Here is a 19636-nt window from a genome sequence, read left to right as displayed (position 1 = left end):
GCGCCGGCGCGGGCGGGTTCGCGGCCGGCGGTTCCGTTTCCTTCAACGACATTCACAACACGGTCGACGCGCATATTTCCGGCAATAGCGGGAACGTTACCGCGCCGGGGGCGATCATCGTCGCGGCGACCAACAACGCCACGATCGAAGCGATCGGCGGCGGCGTGGCGGGCGCCGGCGGCGCGGCCATTGGCGCGGCGGTCTCCACGAACGACGCCAACAACACCGTCCGGGCGTTCATCACCGACGCCGACGTCGATTCCACCGCGAGCCTGGTGAATGTAACCGCGACCAATAACGCCGACTTCACGTTAGTCACGGTCGGTGGCGCCGGCGCAGGCGGTTTCGCAGCGGGCGGCTCAGTGTCGCTCAACAAGATTCAGTCGACCATCGACGCCCACATCTCCGGCTCCGCGAACGTGCAAGCGTTCAATTCCGTGAGCGTGCTGGCGACCGACGGCACCACGCTCGACGCCTTTGGCGGCGGTGTAGCAGGTGCGGCGGGCGCGGCCATTGGCGCGGGCGTTTCCACGAATGACATCGAAGTCACCGTCACCGCCTACGTCGATCAGGCCACGGTCACTTCCGACAACGCTGGCGTGAACGTCAACGCTACGTCGACTTCAGAGATGTTCACACTGACTGTCGGCGGGGCGGGCGCGGCCGGCTTCGCGGCGGGCGGCTCGGTGTCGTTCAATGAAGTCACTTCGACCATCGACGCGCACGTCTCGAACAATGCCACGATCAACGCGCCCGGCGCGATCAACGTCACCGCCGACGACAACACCACCATCGAAGCCTTCGCGGGCGGCGTGGCCGGCGCGGGAGGCGCGGCATTCGGCGCAGGCGTCGCGACGAACAAGCTTGACGGAGTGGTCACCGCCTACGTCGACCACGCCACGCTCGATAGCGCTTCAAGCACCGTCACCGTGACGGCCGATTCCAGCGCCGACATCGCGGCGCTCGCGGTCGGCGGCGCCGGCGCGGGCGGTTTCGCGGCGGGCGGCTCCGTGTCGCTGAATGAAATCACGGGGACAGTCGACGCGCACGTCTCGAACGACGCCGTGATCGAGGCCTCCGGACTGGTCCGCGTGCGGGCGATCGACAACGCCACGATCGAAGCCAACTCCGGCACGGGCACCGGCGCGGTGTTCGTTTCGCTGGGCGCTTCGGTGGCGACGAACGAAATCGGCAAAGACGTCAAGTCGTTCGTCGACAACGCCACGCTCCGCTCGTTGAGCGGCAACATCGACGTCACCGCTGATTCGAATCCCACGGTTGATTCCCTCACGCTGCAAGGAGGTGGAGCGTTCGTCGGCCTCGGCGCGGCGATTTCCTTGAATGAAACGCACAACACCGTCGACGCGCATGTCGACAACGGTGCGCAGCTCGGCCGCGCAGTGGGCATCAACGTCACCGCGACGCAGAATGCCCATGTCAACGCCATCGCCTTCGGCGCGAATGGCGGCGTCGCGGCCGGCGGATTCGTCCGCGCCGACGCGATCGATACGGGTACGACTCGCGCGTTTGTCGGCGACAATGTGATCGTCGGCGACGCGGTCGACGCCGCGAAGCAAGTCACCAATCTGTCGATTCTGGCCAAGAGCATCAGCACCGTCGATTCCGAAGCCACGGCCGGCGCATTCGGCGTCGTCGCCGGATCCGGAGCGGAATCGCACGCGGATTCCGCACCGATTGTCGATGCCCATGTCGGCACGGCCGCGGTGATTAACCTGCTGGGCAGTCTGAGCGTCACCGCGCAAGCGGAAGCGGACGCTGATGCGCAAGGCATTGGCATTACGATCGGCCTCGGCGCGGTCGGCATCTCGATCGGCGACGCCAGCGTGGCCGCCGATTTGAAAGCCTTCGTCGGGCAGAACGCGAGCATCACTGTCGCCGGCGACATCACAGTGCAATCCGCGCACAACTACACGCTCGCCGGTGCGACGATCAACAAAGGCGCCGGCGCCACGGCCATCGCTCCTTCCGGCGGTCTGATTGCCGGCGCGGGCGCCGATGCCGACGCTTTGAGCGCCGCAGTGGTCGATACGTTCGTCAACGCCAACGCGACTTTGCGGGCTGGCGGTGATATCCGTGTGCTGTCGCTCGTGCATAACGATGCGGAAGCCGATGCGACGGGAGCGGCCGGCGGATTGATCGGCGTCGGCGCGAGCCTGGCCGACGCCACGGTCGGCGGCACGACGAAGGCCCACGTCGATGGAAATATCACCGACGCGAACAACCTGTTCGTGCAAACGACCACGACGCAACGCGCCGAGGCCGACGGCCAGGCGGTCTCCGGCGGCTTGGCCGCGGGCGCGGGGGCTGACATCGATGCGAATGTCAATCCGACCGTGCAGGCGTTTCTTGGAAATGGCGCGAACATCACTGTCGATACCGACGTGACCGTTTCGTCGCAAACCACGGCGGACGCCAACGCTTCGGCGCTCGGCGTTTCCATTGGTGCAGTCGCGATTGCCGTGTCGCTCGCCGACGCCACGCTCGAACCGACGATCGATACCTTCATCGGCAACGCGCAGGTGAATGCCGGGCGGGATATCTCCGTCATCGCCGCGCACAATTACACGCTCGCCGGCGCGGTCATCGCAGGCGGCGCGACGGCGAATGCCACCACGCCCTCCGGCGGCGCGCTCGCGGGAGCGGGTGCGGATACCAACGCCATCGCTCGCGCGAACGTCGAGGCTTTCGTCTCCGGCGGCGCCTCGCTGAACGCCAATCGCGATATCTTCGTCTCGGCCCTTTCCAGCAACGACGCGGAAGCAGACGCGACCGGCATTGCGGGCGGCATCGTCGGCATCGGCGCCACGCTGGCCGACGCCACATCGCAGGGCACGACGTCGGCGCACTTCGACGGCGACGTCACCGACGGGCGCGATCTGTCGGTGCGCACAACGACGAATGAATTAGCCGACGCGCGTTCCATCGGCGTCAGCGGCGGCATCGTCGCCGGCGCGAGTACCGATTCCGACTCCATCGTCAATCCGACGGTGCGAGCGTTCGTCGGCAACGGCGCCAACATCCTCCTTGATCGGCATTTGAATGTGTCGGGCCAGGCCTCGGCGGATTCGACGGCCTTGGCCGCTGGCGTGAGTATCGGCGGCGTCGCGATCGGCGTCTCGAACGCTGACGCGGTGTTGGAACCTGACCTGGAAACGTCGATCGGCAACGCCACGGTCACCACCGGCGGCGGCATCTTTGTCACCTCGGCGCACAACTATCAACTCGACGGGAATCTCATCAATCGCGGCGCGTCGGCCAACGCCACGACGCCCGCGGGCGGCCTGATCGCCGGCTCCGGCGCAGACGCGAACGCCTTCGCGCGAGCCAACGTCGATACCTTCGTGAACGGCGGCGCGACGCTCAGCGCCGGCGGCGATATCGCCATCGTCAGTTGGAACAACAACGACGCCGAAGCCGATGGCACCGGCGTGGCCGGCGGCCTGGTCGGCATCGGCTCGACGCTCGCCGGCGCAACCTCCGGCGGCACGACGACAGCACAGATGAATGGTGCGGTCAGCGACGGTAATAGCCTAGCCGTCCGGACCTTCACGAGCCAAACCGCGGAAGCCGATTCGCGCGCCGTGGCGGGCGGCATCATTGCCGGCTCTGGCTCGGCGGCCGAAGCGACCGTGAACCCCACGATTCGCGCCTTCGTGGGCAACGGCGGCAGTGTCGACGTCGACAACGACGTGGCGATCACCTCCGAGATTCGCACCGACGCCGACGCCGACGCGCGCGGCGTCAATGCGGGCGTAGTCGCCGTCGGCATTTCGCAGTCCGACGCCACGATCAACGCCGACATCGAAACGTCCGCCGGACAGAACACCGTCATCCGCGCCGGGCGTGACATCGTGATCCTCTCGGCACATAACTACACGCTCGGCGGCGGCGTCATCGCCAACAGCGCGAACGCCTATGCCAGCGCCCCGGCCGGCGGTTTGATCGCCGCCGTGGGCGCCGACGCTGACGCCGTGACCACGGGTAACACGGATACGTTCGCCCGCGCCGGAGCGCTGCTCGACGCCGGGCGCGACGTAACCGTCAAGTCGCTGGCCAACAATGTAGCAACCTCGCATAGCATTGGCATCGCGGCCGGCATCGTCGGCATTGGCGCCAGCCGCGCCGACTCGCGCGTGACTGGCACGACCCGCGCGCACATTGACGACGGCGCTACGGTTGAAGCCGGCCAGGGTGGGAACGCCGGTAACTTGGACGTGATCGCCGACGGCCGCAACGTCGCGAATGCCGAAGGAGACGCCACTTCCGGCGGCTTGATCGGCGTGGCGACGACGTCGGCCGATACGACGGTGACCGTCAACACCGACGCCTTCATCGGCGACGCCAACGTGACCACGACCGGCGACACGCGCGTGAACGCGCTCTCACAAGGCGACGCCACGAGTCACGCCGACGGCGTCGCCGGCGGACTCGGCGCGGCCGGTCTGGTCGACGCCACCGCCACGCTCACGGGCGACGTGCAAGCCCACGTCAACAACGGCGCCACGATCACGGCCGGCAACAACTCGGTGGCTGGCGATTTGGAAGTTCGCGCGCAGTCGGTGCATACCTCGTTCGCCGACGCGGACGGCACCGCGGTCGGCCTCATCGGCGCTACCGCGAACGTCGCCGAAGCGACGACCCATGTCGGCGTGAACGCATTCTTGGGCGACATCACCGCGGTGGTCGGCGACAACGTCGTAGTCCAAGCCACGGCCGACAATGATTCCACCTCGCGCGCCGATGGTCTCGCCGCCGGCCTCGGCGCGGTCGGCGCATCGCGAGCCGACGCCACGGTGCGCGGCGGTATCGAAGCCCACATCAATTCTGGCGCTAATGTCAGCGCCGGCACGCCTGCGCGGTTGAGCGACATCACGATCGTCGCCGAGGCGTTCAATTATCTGACCGCGTCGAACGCCACGAACACCGCCGACGCGGCCGCTGACGCTACGGCCGCGGGGCTCGTGGGCATCGTGCCCGGCACGTCGGCGAACTCGACGATGGACGTCGATTTCCGCGCCTTCATCGGCGACGCCACGCTGACTGCGACTGACGATATCCTGATTGACGCCGATTCGCGCAATAATGCGCTGGCCGACGCCGACGCTTTCGCCGCGGGGTTGTTCGCCGCGGGCTTTGTCGACGCCCGGGCGACGATGGGCACGATGGAAACCATCGCCGAGGTCCGCGCCGGAGCGAGTTTGAACGCGGGCGGCGGCGTGACGATTCGCGCATTGAGCAAGAACGACGCCAACGTGAGCGCCAACGCCGGACAAGGCGGATTGCTGGCGGTCGGCGGTTCGAGCGCTCGCGCGAGTCTCACCAATCGCACCCGTGCCGAGATCGGCGATAACGCTTCGGTCGTGGCCGACGGCGTGATCGACGTCCGCGCGGAGTCGCGATTCCTCGTTACGCCGCATTCCACTTCCAACACGCCGATCGCCGCAATCACGACGAACGAGAGCGGCGCGACCGCCACGGTCGATTCTGAAACAGTTGCACGGATCGGCGCGAACGCGAATGTGGTGGGCGGTGACGTGAGCGTCACGGCGACCGATGTCGACGGCAAGGCCCAGGCCTTCGCGAACGCTGGCGGACTCGGGTTCGGCGCGTTCAGCGACGCCTTCGGCACGGTGGATGCAACAGTGTTGGCCAAGGTCATCGTCGCGTCGGGCGCGAACATCGAGGCGAACGGCACGGGCGCGAGTCTCGGTCAGACGACGATCGCCGCGCGGCAAGAGCTGGTTAATACGAAGACCGACGTCCGCGCCGCTTCGGCGGGTGGTTTCGGCGGCGCCACGGGGAAGTCGACGAATCTCAAAGTCGCCCGCGCGGATGTCAATGTCGCCGCGGGAGTGGATATCACCACGCACGATCTGGACGTCGAAGCCTTCGCCCACAAGTTCGAGACCGAAGCCACGAAGCTGGAACGATACGAAGAATTTGTCGAAGTCGATCTCGACACGCTGGCCGACTTGGTGTTGGACGCGGCCGAAGGCGTGCTGACCGTCGCTGGCGAAATCGTCTGCCTGTGGGGCCTGATCTGCGACGCTGAAGGCGCCATTGACGATGGCTTCGAGGCCGTCCGCGGCATCACCGGCAACAGCGAAGTCTACATCTACACACTCGACCAAGGTTTGCCGGGCCCGGTGGTCGAATCGACGATCAACTTCAACGCCGACGTGACGATCACCGGCGGCGCGGCGCCGGAAGCGGAAATCGACGCGGCCGGACGCGTCACCAAGGCCGACAATGTCACGGTTCGCGACGGCAACGGCAACGTCGTGCCGGTCGGCGGCATTGTCTCGACGCCGGACATCGTGATCGACGCGATCATCAATGACGATCCGCAAGGCACGATTCGCTTGGAGGCGGAGGGAGAAACCGCCGGGCACTCGAACTTCTTCTTCAACACGGCGTTCGATCACGTCACGATTCTCAATCAGTCGGCCAAGAATCTGATCGTCAACAATATCGACGTCTCGCAGATTCCCGGCACGCCGCCGATCCAGATCATCGGTGCGCCGAACAATTTCACATACGACGTGTTCACTAACGCCGTCGATACCGACGTGTCGATTGAGAACACCAACGCCGCGAACCGGAACATCATTCTCCGCGGGCATATCGAGAACCAAGGCGGCGTCACGGTGTTGAACAACGCCGGCGGCGGGATCCTGTCGGAGGATCAGGACCCGACGAACTCGAAGCAGTTCGCCGAGACGGCCTCGTACGTTCGCACGCGCGAGATTCGCGTCGACGCGGCCGGAACCATCGGGCGCGTGAATGGCTTGAACACCGAGCGGCTGTTTGTCCGCATTGCCCGCAGTCTAGCCGCGCCCACGCCGGGCGTGGAGTTGCTGGGCGACGACGGCGTCTATGTCGACGTGACGCTCGGCGTCAGCGACGGTTCGCCGCTGGAGCTCACGTTGGGCGGGCAAGGCGAAACGGCCGGCGATATCGACCGCATTGAATCCATCTCCGGCGACGTGGACATTCGCTATAACGGCGCGATCAAGGTCCAGCCGAACAAGACCGTCGTGCCGGCCACCAGCACGTTGCATCTCGGCCAGATCGCGGCCGCCGGTAATATCACGGTGCTGGCATTTGCGGGCACGAAGGACGCGATCGTCGCCTCGTCGCACATCAGGATCGATGAAACGGTTTCCGCGCCCAACGGCAAGGTCGCCATTCTCACACGGCGCGGCAACATCGAAGCCGGCGCGCCGGGACATCTGATCGTCGCTGAGGATGTCGCGCTCGTGGTCGACGCAATCGTTGTGGGCGGAGTCGTGATGCCCGACCCGGGCGTCGGGCACATCGGCACATCACTGTCGCCGATTCGCATCAATCAGCAGGCCAGCAGTTTGGACGCTCGGGCCAGTGAAGATATTTTCGTCACCGAGATTTCCGGCTCCATGACCGTGGGCGACGTGACGAGCACGCAAGGCAATGTGACGCTGAACGTCATCGACGGCAGCGCCGGGCATTTGCTTCTGCCGGCCGGTTCGTCCGTCTCCACGCCGCAAGGCAGTTCGTTCCTGAACGCAGGCGACAACGTGACGTTCGCGGTCGGCGCCACGATCTCGGCGGGCGTCGCTTCCTACATCAAGGCCGACTACCAGAACACCGAAGCCGCTGGCAGCCAGGTCGAAATTCACGGCACGTTCGACGCACCATTCGTCGAGGTCCGTGCGGACGAAGATGTCGACACCTTTAACCTCACCAGCGCGCCGGACGACGGCGTCATGTTCGTCATCGGCGGTCGCGCCGCCGATCAATTTACGATCAGCATCCCGGCGCTCGACAGCGCCACACTCGTGGCCGTGTTCGGCGATCTGCCGATCGGCGAAGGCGCTCCCGGCGAAGATGACGACGTGGTCGACGCCAGCGGTTCCGTGCTGGGCATCACCATCGATACCGGCGGCGGCCAAGATTTGGTCACCGGCGGCCAGGGCAACGATCGCATCGCCCTCGGCGGCGGACATGACATCGTCAACGCCGGCGACGGCGACGACCTGGCTTACGGTGACGCCTACTTCGAGATCGACGTGCCGACGCGCACCGTGGATCCGGTTTACAGTGCGCGGCAGACGTCGTTCTTCCTGCCGCTGTTCTTCGTCAACCCCGCCGCGTTCGCCGGGGCCGATATCCTATATGGCAACGACGGGAACGATGAGCTGCACGGCGACGGCAACGAAGACAAAATCTTCGGCCAGGACGGTGACGATTCGCTCTTCGGCGGATCGGGACGCGACTTCCTGCTGGGCGACATCGGCAATGACAACCTCGACGGCGGTTCCGGCGACGATTTCCTGTCCGGCGGCATCGACACCGGCGTAAGACTCACGCTCGGCGATTTGATCCGCGCCGAGTTCGGCGACTATCTCGACGGCGCCAGTGGCAACGATCTCGTGATCGGCGGTCAAGCCCTCGGTTACCCGCTGTTGGATAATCTGGTCGTCGAGCACTTCAAGGACCTGTTCGACTCGAACTCGCCGAATCCGTTGCTCGTCGCGCCCGATGACGAGAACGAAGATTTCCTCGCGCTCTTGGCCACGTTCATCACGGCTGGTTCCGACGGCAGCGACATTGTTCACGGCGGCCACGGCAACGACCTGATGACGGGCGAAGAAGGCGCGGACAACCTGTTCGGCGACTACGGCAACGACGTGATGTTCGGCTATCGCATCGGCAGCATTTCGGCGACCGATGAGGATCGCCTCGAAGGCGGCCCCGATAACGACGACCCGATGTGCGGTACGCTCGGCGTGAACGTGATGATCGGCGGCACTTCGGATATGAACCTCGACTATATCCTCAGCAATCCCGGCGCGCCATCGGGCGGCCCGTTCTACGGCGGTTACGGCATCACGAGTTGCGTGATCCCCGACCCAGTCGTGCTGCCAGTGCTGCCGGTCTCGATTGCCGGGCAGAAGTTCAAGGACCTCGACGGCGACGGCGTGAAGGGCCCAGGCGAGCCTGGCCTGAATGATTGGGTGATCGAGCTGTACGACGAAGAAGGCGAACTCATCGCCACGACGGTGACGGCGAGCGTCGACGTCGATTCAAGCGGCGATATCGATCCATTGACGGAGATGGGACTTTACTCGTTCACGGACGTGAGCGTGGGCGGGACCGTCGTGGGACTCAACCCCGGCGTCTATCACGTCGCCGAAGTGCAGCAGGCCGATTTCCTCAACACGCTTCCGTTCGGCAGCTACACCGTCACGCTTCCCAACGGCGGCAGCGCCACGGCCGAGACTTTTACGGCGCTCGGCGGCTTGTCGATCTTCGGTTATACGCTCGCGCTCGATTCCGGACCTGATCCGGCGGATGTGCAAACGGCCGAGGATATCGATTTCGGCAATATCGAGTACGGCGAAATCCACGGCACGAAGTGGGAAGACATCGACGGCGACGGCGTTTTCGACCCCGAGGAAAACATCCTCGCCGGGTGGACGATCGTGCTCGTCAACGACGGCGGATTTGTCGACGTGCAAGTCACCGACGAATTCGGGCAATACCACTTCACGCAACTGCTGCCGGACACCTACTCGGTCGTCGAGTTCGGCCAACTCGGCTGGGTGCAGACGTTCCCGTCGACTGGATTCCACTCGATCGACTTGAGCTTTGACGAAGTCGTCAACAACGTCGATTTCGGTAACGCGGAAGCCGTGTTCATCGACGGCACGAAGTACGAGGACCTCGACGGCGACGGCGTACTCGATCGCGACGGCGAAGGGAAACCCACGGAACCGGCGCTCGCAGGTTGGACGATCTACCTCGATCAGAACCAAAACGGCGCGCTCGACGCGGGCGAACTGAGCACGATCACCGATGCATTCGGCGGCTACCGCTTCGACAACTTGAAGCCGGGCACGTATTACGTAGCCGAAGTGGCCCAAGCCGGCTGGCAACAAAGCTTCGACAACACAACGCTTCCGGGCGGCGTGCATGAAGTGACGTTGCTCTCCGGGCAGTTCCGCTTCGGCGCGGACTTCCTCAACTACCGCCTCGGCAGCATTGCAGGCTTCAAGTGGCACGATATCGACGCCGACGGCACGCTTGATCTGTTCACCGAGCCGCTGCTGGAAGGCTGGACGATCTACCTCGACTTGAACGAGAACGGCCAACTCGACGATGGCGAACCGACCGACGTCACCGACGACAACGGCTTGTTCTCCTTCGAGAATCTGCGTCCCGGCAACTACGTGATCGGCGAGGTCGTCCAAAGCGGGTGGACGCAAACCTTCCCCGAGCCCGCGGTCAGTCCGCTGCGCCGCTTTGTGCCGTTCTTCCGCGGTTGGGTGCCATCACTGAACGACTTGGACGGCGGGCGCGATCCACGGTTCCATCATCTCGCGGTCAGTTCCGGCGAATCCGACTTCGCCGCGTTCGGCAATACGCAACGCGCCGATATCTTCGGCACGAAGTACGAAGACCTCGACGGCGACGGCCAACGCGACGCTGGCGAGCCTGGCTTGCCCGGCTGGCGCGTCTGGATCGACGTGAACGGCAACGGTTCGCGCGACACCTTCGAGCCGAACATGCTCACGCGGGAAGACGATCCCGACACGGACTTCGATGAAGCGGGCGCGTATTCGTTCCTCGACATGCCGGCGCGGACGTACACCATCTACGAAGAAATGGACGTGAAGTGGCTGCAATCGCGGCCGGGCGATCCGCGCTCGACGCCGGAACCACAGATCGTGCTCAACGCGGTCGGGAATGTGGAGCACGTCGATTTCGCCAATTTGCGTTCGGGCGAAATCCACGGGCAAAAGTTTAACGACATCAACGGCGACGGACAGCGCAACAGCGACGAAAACGGTGTCTACACCGAGCCGGGCCTCGCGGGCTGGACGATCTACGTCGACCTGAACAACAACGGCATCCTCGACGTCCATCCGATCTTTGGCATTCCGCTCGAACCGTTCACGATCACGGCCGAAGACGATCTGACGACGGTGCTCGACGAAACCGGTGCATTTTCGTTCCAAGGACTGCTGCCAGGCGATTACCGCATCCGCGAAGTGCTGCAAGCCGGCTGGAAGCAAACGACCCCAGGGCTGGATCAGAACGGCTCGCACGACGCGACGATTCGCTCCGGCGACTTGCGCAACCGATTCAACTTTGGGAACGTCCGCGCCGGCGGCATCGGCGGCACCAAGTGGTGGGACCTCAACGCCGACGGCAAACGCCAGGACAACGAGCCGGGCCTCGCCGGCTGGACGATTTACGTCGATCTCAACAACAACGGCCAACTCGATCGCGACAACGAAGGCCAGCCCCTGGAGCCGTTCGCGATCACGCAAACCGACAATCCCGCGACGCCGCTGAACGACACCGGCGCCTACGCGATTCCGGACGTGCCGGCTGGTTCCTATGTCGTGTCGGAAGAACTGCGGCCCGGCTGGACGCGCACGTATCCGAGCGACCCAGCCGTCAACGGACACAAGATCGACTTGCTGCAACAGCAAGTGCTGGTCGGCATCGATTTCGGCAATACCATCTTCGGCGACTGCAATGGCGATCGCCGCGTCGACGGCGAGGACGTGGCGGATTTCCAGGAAGCGTTCCACTCGGTCCGCGGCCAGGACAACTACAACTCCTGCTTCGACTCGGATCGTGACGGCGACGTTGACTTTGTCGATCTCTTCAATTTCCGTCAGAATATCGGTGTGGAGATTCCTCCGGTTCCGCAAAATTCGGAGGCGGATGACGACGGCGGCGCTGGCGGCGGCGATCCCCCGGGCACGCTCACAGGAACCAAGTGGAACGATCTCGACGGCGACGGCAAGCAGGCAGCGAATGAGCCGGGCCTGCCGGGCTGGACGATTTACCTCGATTTGAATCACAACCGGATTTTCGATCGCGATGCGCTCGGGAATCCGCTGGAGCCGTTCACGATCACGACCGAGGACGACCCGCAGACGGAGTTCTTCGATGAAGCCGGGCGCTACCGTTTCGAGCGGTTGGAGTTGGCGCGGTACGAAGTGGCCGAGGTCGCGCAAGCCGGCTGGACGCAGACTTTCCCCACGCCGCGCAGCCGCTTCGGGTTCGATGATCTGGCGCTCGGCGCGCGATTCCCCGTCGGACGTACGCTGCAGATCACATCCACGGACGGCTACCTCGCGCAACTGGCCACCGAACAATTCTTCTTCTCGAACGGCACGCCTACCAACAACGGCGTGATGCAGGTCGACGACAACAGCCAAGCCGGCGACGCCGGTCAAGAACTGCAGGTCAACAACATCAACCTGCGGTTCGATTTCACGAGCACGATGGAGCGCGTCTCGATCAAGTTCGGTTACTTCGGCGGAAACGTGAATCTGGCCGTCAATGGCGATTTCCGCAACGTCTCCAACTTCGCCGCACTTAATGGCCAGACGATCGGCGGCGCAATGGTCGTGGTTGTCTCGACGCCCGGCGCGCCGTTCGGGACGATCGAACTCATCGGCGACGTCGATTCGTTCACCATCGGCGGACAAGAATTGTTCGTTGATCTGCTTACCGTGCAGCGCGCGGGTTTGGGCGTTCACGTCGTTGATCTGCGACAAGGGAGCGCCACAGGGCGCGATTTCGGCAATCGCCTCGTGGCGGGCGGCATTTCCGGGACGAAGTGGAACGACGTCGACGGCGACGGGAGCCAGGACGATTTGGAAGACGGTCTGCCCGGCTGGACGATCTACGTCGACCTCAACAACAACCGGCAATTCGATGCCGGCGAACCGTTCGATATCACCAACGAGCGCGGCGCGTACTTCATCCAAAGCGTCCCGGCGGGCGAGCATGCCGTCGGAGAAGTGCCGCAAGAAGGTTGGAAGCAAACCTTCCCGGCAATCACGCCCGTGGCGTTCCGCTTCGAGGACTTGCCGAGCGAAACGAATTACTCGGTGGGTGAAACATTCACGACCACCGGCGCTCTCGGCTCGATTGCTACCGCCGTCGCCAGGCCGTTCATCTTCTCGGATGGCACGCCCTTCGAGGAAGGCCAGGCCTCGGTCGGTCCGAGCGGCGCCAACGGCTCTGGCCAAGGTTTGTTCCTCGGCAACATCAATCTGAGTTTCACGTTCAACACCGTGGTCGACGTGCTCGTGTTGCGCTACGGCGACTTCGGCGGGTCGTTCAACGTCTCAATCAATGGCGATTTCCGCAATGTCAAGAACCTGCTCGACCTGAATGGCCAGACGATCGGCGGCGCGCAGATCGTCGTGAATCAGCCGGAGGGCGCCTTCGGCATCTTCGGCGTGCTCGGCAATGTGACGAGTTTCGCCATCGGCGGGCAAGAGTTCGCCATCGACGACCTGACGATCGGTATTCGCGGCCTGGGTGTGCACGTCGTCACGGTCACGCCGGACGAAAATGTGACCGGCATCGATTTCGGCAATCAACGCACCAATGGCCGTATCTTCGGCACCAAGTGGAACGACACGAACGGCGACGGCCGCCGCACGGACGACGAACAAGTCCTGGCGGGTTGGACGATCTACCTTGATCTCAACAACAACGGCCAGTTCGACGAAGGCGAACCGAACGACGTCACCGATGAAAACGGCGCGTACTCGTTCACGGGTCTTGCTGCGGATACCTACACCGTCGCCGAAGTATTGCAGGAGGGCTGGGAGCAAACGTATCCGGACGCTCCGCTCCGCGTGTTCGGCTTTGAAGATTTGCCGTTGGAGACGACCTACACGGTGGGCGAAACCTTCGACACCGTCGGCATGTTTGGCGCCGTCGCGCATGCCACGATGGAACCGTTCTTCTTCGTGCCGGGTCAATCGACGAGCAGCGGCTTTGCGCAAGTCGAAAACGAAGGCAACGCTGGCGACGAAGGCCACGAGTTGCTGGTCAACAACATCAACCTGACGTTCACGTTCGACGCGGCAGTGAGCGAACTTTCCATCCGGTTCGCCGATTTCGGCGGTTCGGAGAACCTCGGCGTCAACGGTGATCTGAGGATCGGCGAAATCAATGACTTCGACGGCCTGAACATCGGCGGCGCGCAGGTGACCGTCATCCAGGATCCCGAATCGAACCTGGGCACAATCATCGTTCAAGGTGCGATCACCTCTTTTACGATCGGCGGGCAAGAGTTCTTCATCGACCTGCTGCGACTCGATCAAGGCGGGCCCGGCGTGCATGTCGTCGAGGTCGGTCCGGAAACGACCATTGAAGGACTCGACTTCGGCAATCGCCAACCTGAGTGTGGCATTACGGGCACAAAGTTCGAGGATCTCGACGGCGACGGCGTCCGCGATCCGCAGGAGCCGGGCCTGCCGGGTGTGATCATCTATCTCGACTTGAACAACAACGGCATTCTCGATCGTGACGCGAATGGTCGCCCGAACGAACCGTTCCGCACGACGCTGCAAGACAATCCGGACACGCGTCCCGACGAATCCGGCCGCTACTTCTTCGACGGCCTCGACTGCGGTACGTACATCGTCCGCGAGGAAGTTCCCGACGGCTATGTGCAGACGGTGCCCGTCGTGTCGTTCACCGGCTCGACGAATTACGACGTCGGCAACGTGCCGGTCGATATCGCCAGCGGCGATTTCAACGGCGACGGTTTCGCCGACTTGGCCACGGCGAACGCCAGCAGCGGCAATGTCTCGATTCTGATCAACGACAAGACCGGACACTACTTGCCGGCCGTGCAATACAACGCCGGCGCGCAGCCGAGCGCCTTGATCGCCGCCGATCTTGATGGCGACCTGGATATCGATTTGGCGGTGTCCGTCCGCGGCAAGAGCGCGGTGGCGGTGCTGTTCAACAACGGCGCCGGCGTCTTCGCGCTGGCGGCCGAGTACCAAACCGGCAACGTGCCGGAAGACATCGCCGCCGGCGATTTCGACGGCGATGGCGACATCGACGTGGCCACGGCGAACATCCAGGATAGCTCGGTGACCGTACTGCTGAACGCAGGCAACGGTTCCTTCGGCGCGCCGGAAGCCTACGACGTGCCCGCGCTGCCTACGGCGCTCGTCGTGGCGGATTTCAACAACGACCACTTCCCCGACCTCGCGGTGACAAGTTTGGAAATTGGCGCTGTCACGGTGCTTCTGAATAAAGCCAATGGCGAAGGAACCTTCGGCGCGCTCGGTCCGTTCGACGCCGGGTTCGGCTCGCAATCGATCGCCGCTGGCGACTTCGATCAGAACGGCGACATCGATCTCGCCGTCGGCAACCAGTCCGGCGACGGTGGTGCGCGGATCGCGATCCTGATGAACCAAGGGGGCGTCGGCGCCAGCGTGAGCTTCGCCGAGCCGGTCACTTTCTTTGTCGCCAACAATCCCGCCGGCATTGCCGTTGGCGATTTCAACGGCGACGAGTATCCAGACCTGGCCGTCACGGATAGCGCGACGGGCGAAGTGCTGATCGTCCTGAACACGCAACAAGGCGCGTTCGGCGATCCGATCTCCTTCCCGGTGGGCACGTCGCCCGGCGCCGTTGTGACGGAGGATTTGAACAACGACAATCTGCTCGACCTGGCCGTCGCCAATGTCGAGTCGAACAACGTCACGGTATTGCTGCTTGGCGGCGAGCCGGGCGCACACGTGGTCGAATTGCCCTCCGGCACAATCGCCACGGGGCGCGACTTCGGCAACTTCCGCGAAGGAATCATCACCGGGCAGAAGTTCCACGACATGGACTGCGCCGGCGATCGCGATGAGAACGATCCCGGCCTCGCCGGCGTTACCATCTACATCGACGCCAACAACAACGGCGAGTTCGACGCAGGCGAATTGTTCGGCGTCACCGGCGAGAACGGCTTCTACGTCATCACCGGCGTCGGACCCGGCACGCACGTGGTCCGCGAAGTGGTTCCGGACGGTTACTTCCCGAGCTTCCCGGCTTCCGGCGTCCATCTGGTAACGATGGCAGTGAGCGGGCAGACCATCGCCGGCATCGATTTCGGCAACTTCACCAAGGTCGTGCTCCCCGATGGCGACGACTATATCTATGGTCACGCTGGCGACGACATCCTTTACGGCGACAACGTCATCGACAACCCGTGCGTCGTCAGCGTCGGCGGTAAGGATCATCTCTACGGCCTGGAAGGCAACGACACGCTCATCGGCCAGTTGAACGATGACACGTATCACTTCCTGCCGGCGCCTACCGCCGGCTCAGGCGATGAAATCGACACGGTCGTCGAACTGCCGGACGCCGGCACCGACGAACCGACCGACGAGGGCCGCCGCGATCGCCTCGACTTCAGCGCGCTCGGGCCGAACGAGCCGGTCATCATCGACCTCTCGGGCACGCCGCCCGCGTCGTTTACCGAGGCGAATCAGATCGCCGAACATCGCCGCACCGACGGCACGAGCGATACGCACAAGGTCGTGACCGACGTCTACGAGAACTTCGCCAACTTCGAGCAACTCGTCGGTGGCGCGTCGGACGACATTCTCGTCGGCAACGATCGCGACAACCTGCTCGACGGCCGCGATGGTTCCGACTACATGCAAGGGGGCGCCGGCGACGACACCTACGTGTTCGTGCTCGGCAATCCCGACGACGAAGACGAAATCATCGAAACCATCGGCAGCGATACGCTCGATTTCAGTCTGATCAACGTGCCGGTGATCGTCGATCTTTCCACGCCGCCAATCTTGTTGCCGGCGCCGATCGTGGCCCGTTACGGCACGCCGGAACGAACGGTCACCTCCACGGTGCCGGGCCTGTTCGAGAATGTGATTGGCACGCAGGCCGACGACATCATCCGCGGCAGCGACGAAGCCAACTCGCTGGCCGGCAGCGGCGGCGAAGATCAGATCAACGGTCTCGGCGGCGACGACGAACTGCTCGGCGGTGCGGACAACGACGACTACTTGTTCGAAAATAACTGGGGCAACGACACCATCATCGAGTTCGCCGGAGAAGGAGACGACGACACGCTCGATTTCTCCGCCGTAACGGTCGACCTCGTGTTCACCGTCGGACTCGGCTTCGTCACCGCCACCGACGGCGTCAACCTGGCCACGCATCCGGCCAACAACATCGAACGCCTCATCGGCGGCACGGGCAACGACACGCTCGTCGCGGCCGATACGCCGAACACCTGGATCATCGACGGCGTGAACTCCGGCACGCTCAACGGCGTGCACTTCTCCGACATGAACAACCTGACCGGCGGAGCGGATAGCGATACGTTCATCTTCCTGCCGGGAGGCAGCATCACCGGTTCGATCGACGGCGGCCTCGGCGACGACCTGATCCTCGGTGACAACGTCGCCACGATCTGGAACATCATCGCGGCCGACACCGGCAACGCCGGCATGGTCGCGCTCTTCCTCGGCATCGAGAATCTGCTCGGCGGCCTGGACGTCGATCAATTCAACTTCGCCGACGCAGCCACGCTCACCGGCAACATCGACGGCGGCGACGGCGACGATGTGTTCGACTACACCGCGTACAGCACGCCCGTCGAAGTCAATCTGCCATTGGGAACGTCGACTGGTGTCGGCAGCCACTCCCACATCGAACGCTTCCTCGGCGGCACGGCCAGCGACACGTTGATCGGCTACGACATTCCGAATATCTGGAATATCACCGCTCTTAACGCCGGCACGATTGGCGGCGTCACGTTCGATGGCTTCGAGAACCTCACCGGCGGCGTGGAGGCCGATGCCTTTGTCTTCGCCGACGGCGCAGGCGTGAATGGCGTGATCGACGGCGGTGCGGGCAGCGATACCCTCGATTACTCCGCGTACACCACGGCCGTGGAGATCAATCTCGGGGCCAGCACGGCGACCGGCACGGGCGGTGTCGCCGACATCGAGAACGCAATCGGCGGAACGGCGAGCGATACGCTCATTGGACCGGACGCGGCGACAACGTGGAACATCACGGCGCTCGACGCCGGCGATGTCGCCGGAATCACGTTCTCCAGCTTCGAGAACCTCAGCGGCGGCCTGGACGAGGATAGTTTCATCATCGCCGATGCGGCTGGCATCACCGGCACGATCGATGGCGGCGACGGCAGCGACACGCTCGACTTGAGCGCCGCGACCACGCCGGTGGAAGTCAACCTGAACGCGAATACCGCGACGTCAACAGGCGGCATCGCGAATCTCGAAGTCGTAATCGGTGGCGGCGACGTTGATACGCTGATTGCCACCGACGTGGTGAACCTCTGGACCTTGTCGGGCACGAATGCCGGCACGGTGAATTCCGTTGCCTTCCAAAGCTTTGAGAACCTCACGGGCGGGATTGACGCGGACGCCTTTGACTTCGGCGACGGCGCCGCGATCGACGGTCTGGTCGACGGCGGCGACGGCAACGATACGCTCGATTACACGGCGTATAATGCGAACGTCGAAGTCGATCTGCAAAACGCCACGGCCACTGGTACGGCCGGCATCGCCAACATCGAGAGCTTTATCGGCGGGGCTGGCGACGACTCGCTGATCGGCGCGAACGTCGCGAATGCTTGGAACTTGTCCGCGGCCAATGCCGGCGACGTGAACGGCGTGACATTCAGTAACTTCGAAAACCTGACCGGCGGAACCGACGTCGATGCCTTCACGTTGGCCGATGCCGCAACGCTGACCGGCACGATCGACGGCGGCGACGGGGACGACACGCTCGACTATGCCGCGTACACGACCCCGGTCGAAGTCGCGCTCGGCGCGAATTCCGCCACAGGTCTCGGTTCGTTCGCGAACATTGAGTCGTTTATCGGCGGCGCGGACAGCGACACGCTCGTCGGCGACGACATCGCGAACGCTTGGGATCTCACCGGAGCGAACGCTGGCGACGTGAACGGCGTCAACTTCACAGGCTTTGAGAACCTGACCGGCGGAACAGACGCTGATTCCTTCACGTTCGCTGATGCCGCGACCATCGACGGCGTGCTTGATGGCGGCGACGGCGACGACGCGATCGACTACTCCGCCTACGCCACGCCGGTCGAAGTGAACCTCGAACTCGGCACGGCCACCGGCACGGGCGGCATCGCCAACATCGAGAACTTCCTCGGCGGCGCCGGCAGCGATACGTTCATCGGTCCGAACGCGGCGAACACCTGGAACATCTCCGCGCAGAACGCCGGCGATGTGAACGGCGTCACGTTCGCCAGCTTCGAGAATCTGACCGGCGGCACGCTCGACGACCTGTACATCTTCGCCGATGGCGTCGGTGTCGACGCGGTGCTCGACGGGGAAGCGGGAACCGACACGCTCGATTACTCCGCCTACACCACCCCCGCCGAGATCAATTTAGCCGCCGGCACGGCGACCGGCACGGGCGGAATCGAGGACATCGAAGGTTGCCTCGATTGCACCGTGAACCTCACCCGACGCGTCAAGCCGCGCTCGTCACTGAACGGCCGACTCGGCGCGAACGAAACCATCGATCAACTCGGCCCGGCGAATCGGTTCGATCTGGACGAGCAACTCTTCGACTTCGACGACCTGCCGGGCTCTGCCACCGATGGCTACCGCAAGGCCGATCGTCCACAACGCGACGAGCTGCGGGCGATCGATGAGTTGATGCATTCCACCGGCAAATCGTGGTGGGGAGTGGACGAGACGCCCGCCGCTGGGCGACAATCGAAGCCAAATGGCAAACGCCGCTTGCTCGATTGAAAACGTCCGGATGAAACGCA

The 19636-nt window shown here is 63.9% G+C and carries 2 protein-coding genes; one reads left to right on the top strand and one right to left on the bottom strand.

Going from position 1 to position 19636, the window contains the following annotated elements; genetic code table 11:
- Nucleotides 1-52: 52 nt before the first annotated feature.
- Nucleotides 53-190, bottom strand: a complete 138-nt coding sequence (locus SGJ19_09480; GenBank protein ID MDZ4780469.1) for a hypothetical protein — start codon at nt 188-190, stop codon at nt 53-55.
- On the opposite strand from SGJ19_09480, the gene SGJ19_09475 reads away from it, so the two are divergent.
- Nucleotides 165-19616: an SdrD B-like domain-containing protein gene (locus SGJ19_09475; protein ID MDZ4780468.1), complete on the top strand. Its 19452-nt coding sequence runs from the start codon at nt 165-167 to the stop codon at nt 19614-19616. The genes SGJ19_09480 and SGJ19_09475 overlap by 26 nt on opposite strands.
- Nucleotides 19617-19636 lie beyond the last annotated feature (20 nt).

The sequence above is a fragment of the Planctomycetia bacterium genome (assembly GCA_034440135.1).
In the GTDB taxonomy this organism is placed as follows: domain Bacteria; phylum Planctomycetota; class Planctomycetia; order Pirellulales; family JALHLM01; genus JALHLM01.
This window is presented reverse-complemented; position numbering and strand designations above follow the sequence as displayed.

Coding starts and splice junctions, on each gene's coding strand:
- SGJ19_09480 (MDZ4780469.1), bottom strand. CDS start 190: ATGGCCGCGCCGCCGGCGCCCGCCACGCCGCCGCCGATCGCTTCGATC.